Below are 13804 nucleotides of genomic sequence, written 5' to 3' on the forward strand. Positions count from 1 at the left end.
CCGGTCGGGAACTGCAAGATCGCGGCAGGTCAGGAGACCTCGACGATGACCTCGACCTCCACCGGCGCGTCCAGCGGGAGCTCCGCGACACCGACGGCCGACCGGGCGTGCCGGCCCGCCTCACCGAAGACGGTGCCGAACAGGTCCGACGCGCCGTTGATGACACCCGGCTGCCCGGTGAAGCCGGCTGCGCTGGCGACGAACCCGGTCAGCTTCACGACCTTGACCACGTTCTCCAGACCGACAAGCGAGTCGATCGCGGCGAGCGCGTTCAGTGCGCAGCGTTGGGCCAGCTGCTTGGCCTGCTCGGCGGAGACACCGGCACCGACCTTGCCGGTGGCCAGGAGCTTGCCTTCGGCCATCGGCAGTTGCCCGGAGACGTACACGTGCTGCCCGGACTGCACCGCCGGCAGGTAGCTCGCCACCGGCGGCACCACCTCCGGCAGCTCCAGACCGAGTTCCGCCAGCCTGGCGTGGGGTCCGTTGGCCACGGCACTCATGCCTTCGGGCGCTTCAGGTAGGCGACCAGCTGCTCCGGGTTCGGCCCGGGCACGACGGAGACGAGTTCCCAGCCGTCCTCACCCCAGTTGTCGAGGATCTGCTTGGTCGCGTGGACCAGCAACGGGACGGTGGCGTATTCCCACTTCTGCATCGGTGGAGTGCTCCCTCGGTGGCATGGACACTTCGGGACACAGCCTACGGTCCGCCGGCCGGCCGGGACGCGGGACGCTGGTCAGCATCGGGCCACTGCTCGGGAGCGGCCCGTTGCTCGGGTGCCGGCGACAGTTCCCCGCAGGGGCCGGAGTGGTCGTAGGGCTGGGGGCAGCGCGTGCGATCCGGCAGCAACAGGTCGCAGAAGACCCGGTGCCGGTTGTTCTGGTCGTCGGCGGTCGACACCTCGGTCTCACCGGCGTCGAGTTCGAGCAGGAAGTTCAGCGAGGTGGCCAGCCGACCGGCCAACGCGGTGGCGGCGGCCAGATCGGTCACCCGGATGGGCAGGTGAATGACGTACCCGGGGCCGTCCTCCTCCCGTCCGCCGGTCGGCTCGGCACTCGTGACCGGGTCGACGGGACGCCGATACGACCGCTCGTTGACCGGCAGCCGGCCGGAGGAGTCTCCGCCAGCTGTCCGGCTGCCCCGCCGCAGCCCGGCGGGGAACTGGGCTCGGGGGGTGTTGTCCGTGTCGCGCATGCACTGCCTCCGGGCGTCGTACCTGGTCACGGCGTCGCCCACCGGTCCGGGACCCATCCGCCCGGCCCGGGCCGGGGCGTGCCGGAGCGACCGTAGGACCGGGGCACCGGTCCCATCAACAGGACGCGCGCGCCTGATCGCGTTCGGTCACATTTGCGACACCCGGCCAGCGGAAAGTTGATCGCGATCGTCGTACCGGACAGACCGGGCCCTCCGCAGCGGCGCCGCGGACCGCTACCCTTCCCGTCTGGACGGGCGCCCGGCCCGGCCACCCGATCCCACGCGCACCGCCTTCATGCGGTGCTGCGCCGCACCCGGGGGGACCGATGACCCAGCCACCCGTCGGCGGCCCGACCGGCCCCACCGACCTCCCGCCGGCCGGCTCACCGGCCCAGCCCTCGCCACCGGCCACCGGCCACGGTGCGCCGCCCGCGCCGCCCGAGGGCGGGTATCGGCCGCAGCACTCGCCGGCCGGACCGCCGCGTAAGCGGGGGCCACTGCTGGCCTCGCTCACGCTTGTCGTGGTGCTGCTGCTCTGCGCCGGAGGCGGGGTGGCCGCCTTCCTCACCCTGCGCAACACCGAGTCGGGCGAGGGCGCGCCCGATCCGTCGGTGGCGGTCGACGACTTCCTGACCGCGATCTACCAGGACCGTGACGCCGCCAAGGCGGCGGCTATGGTCTGCACCGCCGCGCGCGACCAGGACAAGATCCGGGCCAAGGTGTCCGAGGTCGAGGAGTATGTCGCGACCTACCAGAACCCCCGGTTCCGGTGGGACACGCCGACCGTGGACAACGAGACCGGCGACCGGGCGACGGTCACCACCACGGTGACCGTCACCACCGCCGACGAGAAGATCGCTGATCAGGATCTGCGCTTCACGGTGATCCGTAAGACCGGCTGGTGGGTCTGCGAGGTCGCCTGAGCACGCCGGATGGATAGGCTCGACGGGTGGGAGCAGCGCAGCGACCGACTGACCGGGCCGGCATCGACTGGCCCGCCCGCCTGCACGTGGTGACCGGCAAGGGCGGCACGGGCAAGACAAGCGTGGCCGCCGCGCTGGCCCTTGGCCTGGCCGCCGGTGGTCGACGCACCCTGCTGGTGGAGGTGGAGGGGCGTCAGGGCATCGCCCAGCTCTTCGGCACCGAACCGCTGCCGTACGTCGAGCGGCACCTGGTCGACGCCCCCGGCGGCGGGACGGTGGCGGCGCTCGCGGTGGACGCCGAGGAGGCCCTGCTCGAATACCTCGACATGTTCTACAAGCTCGGCGCGGCCGGCCGGGCGCTGCGCAAGTTCGGTGCGATCGACTTCGCCACCACGATCGCTCCCGGTCTGCGCGACGTGCTGCTCACCGGCAAGGTCAAGGAGGCCACCACCCGCACCGTCGACCAGCGACGGGTGTACGACGCGGTGGTGCTGGACGCGCCACCGACCGGCCGGATCGGGCGTTTCCTGAACGTCACCGCCGAGACCGCCCGGCTGGCCAAGATGGGGCCGATCAAGACGCAGAGCGACGGAGTCTCCGCGCTGCTGCGCTCACCGATGACCGCCGTGCACGTGGTGACTCTGCTTGAGGAGATGCCGGTACAGGAGACGGTCGACGCGATCGCCGAGCTGACCTCGCTCGGTTTCGGTGTGGGGCGGGTGATCGTCAACGGGACCAGGGCACCGCTGCCGACCGGACGATTGGTCACGGAAGCGGAACTGACGCGGGGTCTGCGCGCGGCGGGGCTGCCAGCCAGCACGGGGATCGTCACCGGCCTGCACCACGAGGCGCGGGACCTGATGATCCGCCGGGAGTTGGAGGATTCGCTCCGCACTGATCTGGTGGACCTCGGCGTTCCCCTGGTCGAACTACCGCTGCTGCCCGACGGGGTGAACCGCGCCGGCCTGGAGGTGCTCGCCGCCGCGCTCGTCCAGGCCGATTGACTCACACCTCACCTCGGCCCGGCGCGCGGAGCCGGTCAGCCCGATACGCTCGATTGGTGCCTTCCGACAACGCCGCGCCGCCGCTGGACGTCGACCGGATCCTGGCCGATCCGGGAGTTCGGATCGTGGTCTGCTGCGGTGCGGGCGGGGTGGGCAAGACGACCACGGCCGCCGCGCTCGCGTTGCGCGCCGCCGAACAGCACGGACGCCGCACGGTGGTGCTCACCATCGACCCGGCGCGGCGGCTGGCCCAGTCCCTCGGCCTGACCGAGCTGGACAACACGCCCCGGCAGGTCAAGGGGATCGACGTCGAGGACAGCGGCGGCGAACTGCACGCCATGATGCTCGACATGAAGCGCACCTTCGACGACGTGGTGCTGGCGCACACCGATCCGGCGAAGGCGGCGGAGATCTTCGCCAACCCCTTCTACCAGGCCATGAGTTCCACCTTCGCCGGCACGCAGGAGTACATGGCGATGGAGAAGCTCGGCCAGTTGCACGCGCGGGGCGAGTGGGACCTGATCGTGGTGGACACTCCCCCGTCGCGCTCGGCACTGGACTTCCTCGACGCACCGGCCCGGCTGTCGCGGTTTCTCGACGGGCGGATGCTAAGGCTGCTGCTCGCGCCGGCAAGGACCGGCGGTCGCAGCATGTTCAGCCTGGTCACCGCCTCCTTCGGGATGTTCTCCCGGGTGGTGCAGAAGGTGATTGGCACCCAGTTGTTGACGGATCTGTCCGGCTTCGTCGCCGCGCTCGACTCGATGTTCGGCGGGTTCCGGCAGCGCGCCGAGCAGACGTACCGCATCCTCCAGGCGCGGGAGACGGCGTTCCTGCTGGTCGCGGCGCCGGAGCCGGACGCGGTCCGGGAGGCCGCCTACTTCGCCGGCCGGCTGGGCGCGGAGCAGATGCCGCTCGCCGGCCTGGTACTCAACCGGGTGCACCGGCCGACGGTGACCGAACTGGGCGCGGCGGAGAGCCGGGCCGCCGCCGACCGCCTGGCCGCGGCCGGTGGCCATGAGGGCACCGTCGAGGTGTTGCGGGCGCACGCCGCCCTGGCCGAGCAGGCGGTACGGGAGCAGCAGGTGGCAGCGCGGTTCACCGAGGCGTTTCCCCAGGTGCCGGCCGTGTCGGTGACGGCGCAGCCCGCCGACGTGCACGACGTCGACGGGCTACGGACGATCGCGGCGGCGATCAGCCGCCACTGACCGACGGTGGGTGCGGCCGGAAGCCGCAGCCGACCGTGCCGGTGGTTCAGTTGCCGGTCGCGGCCAGGATCTTGTCCTTGCCGGCCTTGTCCTTGGCGTTCTTCTTCATCGCCGCCTCGAACATCTTGCGCCAGCTGGTGACCTGGGGATGGCGACGCAGCAGCGCGCGACGTTCCCGTTCGGTCATGCCACCCCACACGCCGAACTCGATCCGGTTGTCCAGCGCGTCGGCCAGGCACTCGTACCGGACTGGGCAGCTCCGGCAGATCCGCTTGGCCACGTTCTGTTCGGCGCCCTGTACGAACAACGCGTCCGGGTCCCCGTTCTGACACGCCGCCAACGACGGCCAGTCAGTGATCATGCCCATCTGTACACGTCCCCCCTTGCTGTACTACCGACGCCGTCGCGGGCCAGCCGGCAATCCCCCCGGGTCGTCCGGCACGCCTTACCCCAAGGCGGCACAGACGACATGTGGCGCTGTCGCCGCCTACATCATGCTCTGTAGTCGCACGATTACGCAACGTTGTCGGCGAAATCCATCATTCCGGACACTCCCGGCTTCTCGGGCCCGGGACCGCCGCTTACCCCACCGAGGTCGCCGAAAACGCTGCGAGCCACCTCCATGAGGAGGAAACTCGGCTCGAATCCACGCAACCGGACACCCGGTGCCACGCGTCTAGCACAACGAGGCCGGCGCGCGCAGGAAATGGGGAAAAGACGCCCCAGCGCCCCTCGTTACCTGTTCGCGTACCCTGTCGAGGTGACCTGGATGCGGAAACGTGACCACAACGTCCTGACCAACGCCGCATCGCTGCTCATCTGTGGGCTGTTGGCCGGCGTGGTGGTCGCCGCTGCGGCTTTCCCCGCGGTGGCGATGTCGGGCCTGGCCGCGAAGGCCGGCGCGGAGACCTTCGGCGCGCTACCGAAGGAACTCACCGTGGCCCGCGCACCACAGATCAGCTACCTGCTCGCCTCCGACGGCAAGACACCGCTGGCCACCATGTACGACGAGAACCGGCGGGACGTCAAGCTCGCCGACATCTCGGAGAACATGCGTAACGCGATCATCGCCGCCGAGGACCACGACTTCTACAACCACAACGGGGTCGACCTCAACGGCGTGGCCCGGGCCTTCGTCAACAACAGCCAGGCCGGCGCCGACCGGCAGGGCGCCTCGACGTTGACCATGCAGTACGTCCGGATGGGCATCGCGTACTCGGCCACGCACCCGGCCGACGTGATCGCCGCGACCGAGGACACCAGCGCCCGCAAGCTGCGCGAGATGCGGTACGCACTCCAGCTCGACAAGGAGATGTCGAAGGATGAGATCCTGGAGCGCTACCTCAACCTCGCCGCCTTCGGCAACGGCGCGTACGGCGTCTACGCCGCCAGCCAGGTCTACTTCAACAAGCCCCCGAAGAACCTGAAGATCGAAGAGGCGGCCATGCTGGCCGGCCTGGTGAAGGCCCCCACCGCCTTCGACCCGACCACGAAGGACGGTTACCCGCACGCGGTCGACCGGCGCAACTACGTGATCGACAACATGGTCAAGACCGGGGCGATCACCCAGCAGCAGGCCGATGAGGCCAAGGCCGTCAAGCTGGTGGTCAAGGGCAAGCGGGCCCCCAACGGCTGCGTCGCCACCAACAAGAACGCCTGGGGCTTCTTCTGCGACTACTTCTACCGCTGGTGGATGTCGCAGGAGACGTTCGGGTCGACCTCGTACGACCGGGAGCGGCGGCTCAAGAGCGGCGGCTACACGATCATCACGACCCTGGACAAGCAGGCCCAGACCGGCGCCGACAAGGCGGTGCGCCGGGCGAAGCCGGTGACCGCCAAGGAAGCCGCCATGGTCGCGGTGGTCGAGCCCGGCACCGGCCGGGTCCGGGCGCTGTCGGTCAACCGGAACTTCAAGCTCGACAACCCCGACAAGCCCAAGAACAAGCCGCACAGCGACCCGAAGCAGCGCGAGAAGGGCAAGCGGGGCAACTATCCGAACACGGTCAACCCGCTGCTAACCGGCGGCGACGGCATCACCGGCTACCAGGGCGGCTCGACCTTCAAGATCTTCACCATCGTGGCCGCGCTGGAGAAGGGCATCCCGCTCAGCTACACCTTCAACGCGCCGCAGCAGTTCAAGTCCGAGTACATCATCGACAGCAGCAGCCCCGCCGCCTGTCCGGGCACGAACCTCTACTGCCCGACGAACTCAGGTAAGAAGGCCGGCGGCGTGCAGAACATGTGGAGCGCCTTCTCCGCCTCGATCAACACGTACTTCGTTCCGTTGCAGCAGCAGGTCGGCGCGGAGAACGTGGTGGACGTGGCCAAGCGCCTCGGCATCCAGTTCCGGCAGAGCAAGGACGCGGATTTCGCCAACACCAAGGAGGCCGCGCACCAGTGGGGCGCGTTCACCCTGGGCGTTTCGCAGGTCACCCCGCTGGATCTGGCAAACGCGTACGCCACCCTCGCCGCCGACGGCAAGTACTGCGAGCCGATCCCGGTGCAGGAGATCCGGGACCTGGACGGCAACAAGCTGGACGTGGCCAACCCGCGCTGTGAGAAGCGGATCAGCACCGAGGTGGCCCGCGCGGCGGTGGACGCCGCCCGGTGCCCGGTCGGCGACAACTCCTCCACCAGCAAGTGCGGCGGCAGCCGGACCGCGGCCCAGACCAAGGGCATCGTCGACGCCCCGGTGGCCGGCAAGTCCGGCACCACCGACTCCGAGAAGAGCGCCGCCCTGGTCGCGATGACCAAGCAGTACGCGGTGGCCGGCATCATGGCCGACCCGGACTGGCCGCAGACCAACGCCAAGATGAAGCACAACCAGCCGGACGGCATCAACCCGCCGGTCTGGGAGACGCTGCGCGACGCCATGAAGGGCAAGAAGCGGATCGACTTCGACCCGCCCGGTAAGAAGATCTCCCTGGGCGACCAGCGCACCATCCCTGGCGTCGGATGCCTGTCCCTCGACCGGGCCAAGTCCCGCCTCTCCGGCGCTGGCTTCGAGCCGATCGTCTCCAGCAGCCGGGTCACCTCCGACTGCCCCGCCGGGACGGCCGCCGGCACCAGCCCCAGCGGGCGCACCATCAAGGGCGGCATCGTGACGATCATGGTCAGTGCCGGTAAACCCAGCAACGGCGGCGGTGACGACCGGCCGGGGAACGACTCACCCTCCGGCCCGCCCAACAACCCGGGCCGTCCGCCGGACCGGCCCGGCGGCTGACCGCCGCAGCAGCGCTCGAACGGGCGGGCACCCCGAACCAGGGGGTGCCCGCCCGTTCATGTGGCGTGACCTGCCGCCAGCAGGAGATAAGGGCCGGGATGGATATTCGGCTGGGACGATTCAGAGGCCCAGCTGGCGGCGTACCTCGGCGGCCACCCGGCCCCCCTCGGCCTGGCCGGCCACCGCGGCCTGAGCCGCCTTCATCGCCGGGCCCATCTGGGCCTTGCCGGTGAAGCCGCCCGCGGCGAGCGCCTGCGTGACCAGCTCGGTCAACTCGGCGTCGGAGAGCTGCTTCGGCAGGTAGCGGTCCAGTACCTCGCCCTCGGCGCTCTCCCTCGCGGCCTGCTCGGCGCGGCCCGCGTCGGCGAAGGCGGTGGCGGCCTCGCGGCGCTTCTTGGCCTCCTTGGTCAGCACGGCCACCACCTCGTCGTCGCTGAGCTCCCGCTTGGCCTTGCCGGAGACCTCGGCAGTGCCCACGGCGGCCAGGGCCATCCGCAGCGTGGAGGTGGTCAGCTCGTCGCGGGCCTTCAGGGCGGCGCGCATGTCGGCGGTGAGGCGGTCCTTCAGCGTGCTCATGGACGGTCAAACTACCCTGATCGGCATGCGAAAGCGCACACTATTCCGGCTCGCGACCGCAACCGTCGCGACGGGTGCCGCCGCCCTGGCGTACGCCTCCCTTGTCGAGCGCAACATGTTCACCCTCCGCCGCTTCGATGTGCCGGTGCTGCCGACCGGCACCGAGCCGCTGCGCGTGCTGCACCTGTCGGACCTGCACATGACCCCCAACCAGGTACGCAAGCAGCAGTGGGTCGCGTCGCTGGCCGCTGTGGATCCCGACCTGGTGGTGGTGACCGGCGACAACATGGCGCACCCGGGCGCGGTGCCGGGGGTGTTGCGGGCACTGCAACCTCTACTCGACTACCCGGGTGCGTTCGTGTTCGGCTCGAACGACTACACCGGGCCGGTCTGGAAGAACCCGTTCACCTACTTCCTGCCTGACCGGGAGTACACCGAGGGCGTCGAGCTGCCCTCCGAGGAACTTCGTGACGTGCTCGTCGGTGCCGGCTGGGTCGACCTGAACAACCGGCGGAGCACGGTCAAGGCCGGCGGCCGCGCGATCGACATGGTCGGGGTGGACGACCCCCACGTCGAGCGGGACGACTACGCCTCGGTCGCCGGGCCGATCTCCCTCGACGCCGACCTCTCCATCGCGCTCACCCACTCGCCCGAGCCCGCGCTGCTCGACGAGATGGCCACTGACGGCTTCGGGCTGCTGCTCGCCGGGCACACCCACGGCGGTCAGGTCTGCGTACCGGGGGTAGGAGCGTTGGTGACCAACTGCGGGCTGCCCCGGTCGATGGCGAAGGGCCTGCACCGCTGGCCCGGATCGGACTCCTGGCTGCACGTCTCCGCCGGGCTCGGCACCCATCCGACCGCCCCCGTCCGGTTCGCCTGCCCTCCGGAGGCCAGTCTGCTCACGCTGATCCCGCGCTGACCACCCGCGCCCCGGGTACCGAGTTTGAGCCTCGGGACGGGTGGGCTACTATTTGTCGGCACGCCTCGGGGTGTGGCGCAGCTTGGTAGCGCGCTTCGTTCGGGACGAAGAGGTCGTCGGTTCGAATCCGGCCACCCCGACCAGGTGAGGGGCACATCCAGCCACTGGATGTGCCCCTCTTTGTGGTGTGCCAACGCCATCGCCCAACCGACGCATCGGGCACTGTGAGTTTCCGAAGTCAGGTTTGGCCTATGGGTCGACGGGGATGCGCGGTCATGCGCATCGACGTGGACGAGCCCGACGCCCGCGACCTGTTCTGGGAAGGGATGCGGGACGTCGCCGACGCCGCCGCGCGTCATCAGGATCAAGACCTCTACCAGGCAATCGTCAAGATCGGCAGAGCTGCTCTGGCGCAGGGCATCGAGGTGGTCTCGTCGGGCGGGCTGTTCCTGCAGTGCCCGATCTGCGCCGCCCTGCCCGGCCAACGCTGCGTCAACGTTGCCGGTCATCCGCTCGGAGATCGTGCCTGTCACCCGGAGCGCGTGGAGTTGTCGGCCAAGGCGTTCAAGGGCGAAGTGCCGATTCCGCCTCCGCTGCGCTAACCCCCTGGCCCCGGCCTGCCGACGTCGAATCTGCCGCCTCAGCCGACCCGGCGGCGGTGTTCGCGGCGCAGCCGAGCGGCCTGCACGGCGGCGACACCGAGGAGAATCAGGAGCACCGGGCCGCCGCCGAGGACGACGACGCCGGCACCGATGTTCGCACCGATCGCTCCGGCGGTCACGATCCGCCAGGCGAGACCGATCAACACACCGGCGACAAGCAGCGGTACGAGCGCAGACCACACGCGCGGATCGAGTTTGCGGGTGACGGTGGCGCGGATCAGCAGGGCCAGCGACGCCAGCAGGAGCGCGCTGGCCACGACCACCAGGACCCGGTCACCGGTCGCACCCAGGCTGACCGGCTCCACCGCGTAGTCGAGCGACTCTCCCTCGGCCGCGAGTCGCCGCGCCGCCTCGCCGGTCAGGTCGCCGACGAGCCAGGCCGTCACCACCGGAGTGCTCAGCAGCAAGGCCACCACCAGCACCGCAAGACCACGCCTCATCCCGACACCCCTTTGTCCCGCCGGGCCGCCGAGTCGGACGGACCGGAGCGGCCACCGGCGACCTCAGCGAACCACGATAGTGATTCTCGTCGTTCTTTGTCGCCGTGCGCCGGTCAAAAGCCGCAGGTCATGCCGGCGGTGTGGCTCACCTGGACGGTGTGCGTGACGCAGCCCGACCCGGACACCACGTGCAACAGCAGTGCGGTCGGCTCGGCGACCCACCCGATCTGCTCGTCGTCGCTCATGGTCAGCGTCGACTGCCGCCAGGTGCTGGGTGCGACGGTCAGCACCGTGCCCGCGAAGGTGGCGGTCACCGGACGGTGCAGGTGGCCGGCGGCGACGCGTACCACATGGGGGTGTCGGCGCAGCACCTCGGCGAGCTCGGCACCGTCGGCGAGCCGGATCGAGTCGGCGATCGGGATGCCGACCTCGACCGGCGGGTGGTGCAGGCAGACCACGGCCGGCACGTCGGGGCGCGCCGCCAGCACCCCGTCCAGCCAGGCGAGCTGCTCCTCACCGAGCCGCCCGCCGTTCGAGCCGGGGACCAGGGAGTCGAGCACGACGACGGTCGCTCCAGGGTGATCGACCTGGTAGTGAGCGGAGAAGCCACCGCCGAGCCAGGGCGTGCCGCCGAAGGCGTCGAGCAGCGACTCCCGGTCGTCGTGGTTGCCGGTGACCAGGTGCACCGGCAACGGGAACCGGCCGAGCACCTCGCGCAGCACGGCGTACTCGTCGGGCCGGCCGTGATCGGCCAGGTCGCCGGTGATGACCACGCAGTCGGGTCGGGGATTCAGCGCCAGCACCCGGCCGAGCGCCCGGTGCAGGCCGGCAGCCGGCTCGGCACCGAGGACGCCGGTGGTCAGGTGCGGATCGCTGAGGTGAGCGATGAGCATCGGGCCTCCACTAGACCGGAGAATCCCACGCTATCGCCGCCGCGCCCGACGCGTGGGCCCACAGGCCGCGTCCACACCCTGTGGATAGCACATGTGTACGACCGCAGCCGGCTCTCAGCCACGCGTGAGTACGCTTGATCCGCGACCCGGCGCCACCGGGAACCGATCCGACCTGGAACGACGTGCGAGTGGATCACCAGCGAGTCATCCGTGACGTCACGGTCCGCCTGCCCATGGCGTCGACCGTCACCGAGGTCTGCGAAGCGGCCGTCGACGCTCTCGCCCGGTACACCCCTGCCACGATCGCCGTCCTGCTGCACGTGCACGGCCGGCTCCGCTGCGTCGCCGCCACCGGATCCTGGCAGGTCTTCGCCACCGTCGCGCCGGACGCCGGCATCGTCGGGCGGGTCTACACAGGTGGACGTTCCGCCGTCGTTCCGGACGTCACCGCCGACGCCGCGCACATCCCGGTTCGCCCGGACGTGACCGCGGAGGTGTGCGTACCGGTGCTGAACCCGGCGGGCCGGACCATCGGCGTACTCGACCTGCAATGGACCGGGCCGGCCGACCTCGGCTCGTGGCGGCTGGTCGCCGAGCGGGTCGCCGCCCGCCTCGGCACCCGGATCTCGGCACTCGGTGGGCCGGCGGAGAGCCGCAGCGAGAAGCTGCTCCGGCACGTCTCGGCGATGACCGCCGCCGGCACCGAGTGGGACCTCATGACGGCCGCGATCGCCGCGGCCCGGGACATCTCGACCCTCGCCGCGGCCGTCCTGCTGCTCGGTGGCCGGGGCGGCCCGCGACTCGGTCCCCCGACGGTCGCCCCAGGCGAGTTGGAGACCCGGATGCGTACCGAACTGGCCGAGCTGGATGCCCCGGCCATCGGGCGCATCATCGACCGGGCCCACCGCTACGGGGCGGGCTACACCCTGGGTGAGGCCGGTCATCCACCGACCGACGAGCATCAGCCGCTGGTGCGGGTCGGCGTCAGCACGCTGGTCGCGGTGCCGTTCGGGCCGCCGGAGCGAGGTGGGGTGCTGCTGGTCGCCGACGAGCGGCTGCTGCGACCGGACCCGACCACCGTCAACCTGCTGGAGCTGCTGGCCGGGCAGGCGTGGAGCTGCCTGGACCGGCTACGCACCCTGGAACGGCTGCGCGAGCAGGCCAGCTCCGACCCGCTGACCGGGCTGCGGCACACCGGCCCGTTCGGGCAGCGGATCGCCACCGTGACGCCGGGTCGCACCGCCCTGCTGGCCATCGACGTGGACGGCTTCAAGATCATTAATGACACGTACGGTCACCAGGCGGGCGACCGGGTGCTGATCGGGCTCGCCCGGGCGTTGGAGGACGCCCTGCGCCAGGGTGACGAGTTGTACCGGATCGGCGGGGACGAGTTCGTCGCGGTGATCGAGGTGAGTCGCCCCGAGGAGGCGGTCCGCGTCGCGGAACGACTCACCGAGGCGGCTCGCCAGGTGGGCCGCACGATCAGCGTCGGAGTGGCTCTGCCTCGCCCCGGCGAGTCGCCCGAACTCGCCCTGCGCCGCGCCGACCAGGCCCTCTACGCGGTCAAACGACAGGGCCGCGACGGCGTCCACCTCTCCGCCGCCTAACCCACCCCACCCCTGCCTCGGTGATCAAGAAGTTTTGGTCCTCGGGGGAGATCGAAAATGACGCAAACCTCTTGATCAACGCCAAAGAGCGGGGGTGGGGGTCAGGCGGTGAGGGTTTTGGCGAGGAGTTCGGCGATCTGGGCGGTGTTCAGGGCGGCTCCCTTGCGGAGGTTGTCGCCGGTGACGAAGAAGTCCAGCGCCCGCGGGTCGTCGACGGCACGGCGGATCCGACCGACCCAGGAGGGGTCGGTGCCCACCGCGTCGATCGGCATCGGGAACTCGCCGGCCGCCGGATCGTCGACCACGATCACGCCGGGCGCGTTACGCAGCACACCACGAGCGCCCTCGGCGTCGATCTCGGTGGCGAAGACGGCGTGCACCGCGACCGAGTGGCCGGTCACCACGGGTACCCGTACGCAGGTGGCGGAGACCTTGAGGTCACGCAACCCGAGGATCTTGCGCGACTCGTTGCGCATCTTCATCTCCTCGGACGACCAGCCGCCATCGGCAAGCGAGCCCGCCCAGGGGACCACGTTGAGCGCCAGGGGTGCGGGGAACGGGCCGAGGTCGTCGCCGACCGCCTGCCGCACATCGCCGGTACGCGAGCCGAGCAGCCGGTCGCCGGCCACCTTGGCCAGCTGGTCGTGCAGCGTGTCCGCGCCGATCTGACCGGCTCCGGAGGCTGCCTGGTACGAGGCGAGCACCAGCTCCCGCAGGCCGTACTCGCGGTGCAGTGGGGCGACCGCGACGATCATCGCGAGAGTCGTGCAGTTGGCGTTGGCGACGATGCCCCGGGGCCGGTTGCGCAACTGCTCCGGATTGATCTCGGGCACCACCAGCGGAACTTCGGGATCCATCCGGAAGGCACCTGAGTTGTCCACCACGATGGCGCCGCGACTGACCGCGATCGGCGCCCAGTGCGCGGCGACCTCGTCCGGCACGTCGAACATCGCCACGTCGACGCCGTCGAGGGCCTCCTCGGTGAGGACCTGGACGGTCAGTTCCTCGCCCCGGCAGCGGACCTTCCGACCGGCGGAGCGTTCGGAGGCCAGCAGCCGGATTTCGCCCCAGACGTTGCGCCGCCCGGTGAGCAGCTCACACATCACCGTGCCGACGGCCCCCGTCGCCCCGACCACGGCCAGGGTGGGAAGCCTGGCCACC

General features: G+C 70.5%; 15 protein-coding genes and 1 tRNA gene. 8 read left to right on the forward strand and 8 right to left on the reverse strand.

The features are described from left to right. Window positions 1-29 precede the first annotated feature (29 nt). Genes ACN26Z_RS29560 through ACN26Z_RS29570 form a run of 3 tightly spaced genes read right to left on the reverse strand, consistent with a single transcriptional unit; the run spans window position 30 to window position 1191 of the window. Window positions 30-500, reverse strand: coding sequence for a RidA family protein (locus ACN26Z_RS29560; RefSeq protein WP_093409977.1), 471 nt, complete (start codon window positions 498-500; stop codon window positions 30-32). Then, a complete protein-coding gene (locus tag ACN26Z_RS29565; protein WP_013736319.1) occupies window positions 497-652 on the reverse strand; it encodes a DUF4177 domain-containing protein in 156 nt (51 codons plus the stop codon). Before ACN26Z_RS29565 ends, ACN26Z_RS29560 begins: the two co-directional genes overlap by 4 nt. A gap of 44 nt (window positions 653-696) precedes the next feature. Further along, window positions 697-1191 carry a hypothetical protein gene (locus ACN26Z_RS29570; RefSeq protein WP_093410120.1) on the reverse strand — a complete coding sequence of 165 codons (495 nt, stop codon included), beginning with the start codon at window positions 1189-1191 and terminating at the stop codon, window positions 697-699. 326 nt (window positions 1192-1517) lie between these two features. On the opposite strand from ACN26Z_RS29570, the gene ACN26Z_RS29575 reads away from it, so the two are divergent. The 3 genes from ACN26Z_RS29575 to ACN26Z_RS29585 are packed head-to-tail and all read left to right on the forward strand — an operon-like array spanning window position 1518 to window position 4323. Next, on the forward strand, window positions 1518-2114 hold the full coding sequence (locus ACN26Z_RS29575; RefSeq protein ID WP_282236563.1) for a hypothetical protein: 597 nt from the start codon (window positions 1518-1520) through the stop codon (window positions 2112-2114). A 26-nt stretch (window positions 2115-2140) separates the two neighbouring features. After that, the gene (locus ACN26Z_RS29580; protein ID WP_421464440.1) at window positions 2141-3118 is read left to right on the forward strand and encodes an ArsA-related P-loop ATPase; all 978 of its coding nucleotides are present in this window, start codon (window positions 2141-2143) and stop codon (window positions 3116-3118) included. A 53-nt stretch (window positions 3119-3171) separates the two neighbouring features. Then, window positions 3172-4323 (forward strand): ArsA family ATPase, encoded by a 1152-nt coding sequence (locus tag ACN26Z_RS29585; protein WP_282236562.1) that lies wholly within the window; start codon window positions 3172-3174, stop codon window positions 4321-4323. 46 nt (window positions 4324-4369) lie between these two features. Here ACN26Z_RS29585 and ACN26Z_RS29590 read toward each other — a convergent pair whose 3' ends face one another. Then, window positions 4370-4690, reverse strand: coding sequence for a WhiB family transcriptional regulator (locus ACN26Z_RS29590; RefSeq protein WP_093409985.1), 321 nt, complete (start codon window positions 4688-4690; stop codon window positions 4370-4372). Between the two features lie 402 nt (window positions 4691-5092). Here ACN26Z_RS29590 and ACN26Z_RS29595 point away from each other — a divergent pair, with 402 nt between their 5' ends. Then, the gene (locus ACN26Z_RS29595) at window positions 5093-7546 is read left to right on the forward strand and encodes a penicillin-binding protein (RefSeq protein ID WP_396885018.1); all 2454 of its coding nucleotides are present in this window, start codon (window positions 5093-5095) and stop codon (window positions 7544-7546) included. 120 nt (window positions 7547-7666) lie between these two features. Here the strand turns inward: ACN26Z_RS29595 and ACN26Z_RS29600 are convergent, their stop codons facing one another. Then, the gene (locus ACN26Z_RS29600) at window positions 7667-8122 is read right to left on the reverse strand and encodes a GatB/YqeY domain-containing protein (protein WP_093409988.1); all 456 of its coding nucleotides are present in this window, start codon (window positions 8120-8122) and stop codon (window positions 7667-7669) included. A gap of 25 nt (window positions 8123-8147) precedes the next feature. On the opposite strand from ACN26Z_RS29600, the gene ACN26Z_RS29605 reads away from it, so the two are divergent. The 3 genes from ACN26Z_RS29605 (at window position 8148) to ACN26Z_RS29615 (ending at window position 9643) form a co-directional block, all read left to right on the forward strand. Continuing rightward, on the forward strand, window positions 8148-9041 hold the full coding sequence (locus ACN26Z_RS29605) for a metallophosphoesterase (RefSeq protein WP_282236559.1): 894 nt from the start codon (window positions 8148-8150) through the stop codon (window positions 9039-9041). A gap of 66 nt (window positions 9042-9107) precedes the next feature. After that, window positions 9108-9184: transfer RNA gene (locus ACN26Z_RS29610), tRNA-Pro, on the forward strand. Window positions 9185-9316: 132 nt separating this feature from the next. Then, window positions 9317-9643: a zinc finger domain-containing protein gene (locus ACN26Z_RS29615; RefSeq protein ID WP_421464444.1), complete on the forward strand. Its 327-nt coding sequence runs from the start codon at window positions 9317-9319 to the stop codon at window positions 9641-9643. 38 nt (window positions 9644-9681) lie between these two features. On the opposite strand, the gene ACN26Z_RS29620 is transcribed toward ACN26Z_RS29615, so the two are convergent. Further along, window positions 9682-10143, reverse strand: coding sequence for a hypothetical protein (locus tag ACN26Z_RS29620; RefSeq protein WP_421464446.1), 462 nt, complete (start codon window positions 10141-10143; stop codon window positions 9682-9684). Window positions 10144-10256: 113 nt separating this feature from the next. Then, window positions 10257-11036 carry a phosphodiesterase gene (locus ACN26Z_RS29625; protein ID WP_421464448.1) on the reverse strand — a complete coding sequence of 260 codons (780 nt, stop codon included), beginning with the start codon at window positions 11034-11036 and terminating at the stop codon, window positions 10257-10259. A gap of 188 nt (window positions 11037-11224) precedes the next feature. On the opposite strand from ACN26Z_RS29625, the gene ACN26Z_RS29630 reads away from it, so the two are divergent. Then, complete coding sequence (locus ACN26Z_RS29630; protein ID WP_421464450.1) at window positions 11225-12643, forward strand: diguanylate cyclase; 1419 nt, start codon at window positions 11225-11227, stop codon at window positions 12641-12643. A gap of 101 nt (window positions 12644-12744) precedes the next feature. Here the strand turns inward: ACN26Z_RS29630 and ACN26Z_RS29635 are convergent, their stop codons facing one another. After that, window positions 12745-13803: an aspartate-semialdehyde dehydrogenase gene (locus ACN26Z_RS29635; protein WP_421464452.1), complete on the reverse strand. Its 1059-nt coding sequence runs from the start codon at window positions 13801-13803 to the stop codon at window positions 12745-12747. Between the last annotated feature and the right edge of the window lies 1 nt (window position 13804).

The sequence above is a fragment of the Verrucosispora sp. WMMD703 genome, from assembly GCF_049178935.1.
Lineage (GTDB): Bacteria > Actinomycetota > Actinomycetes > Mycobacteriales > Micromonosporaceae > Micromonospora > Micromonospora sediminimaris.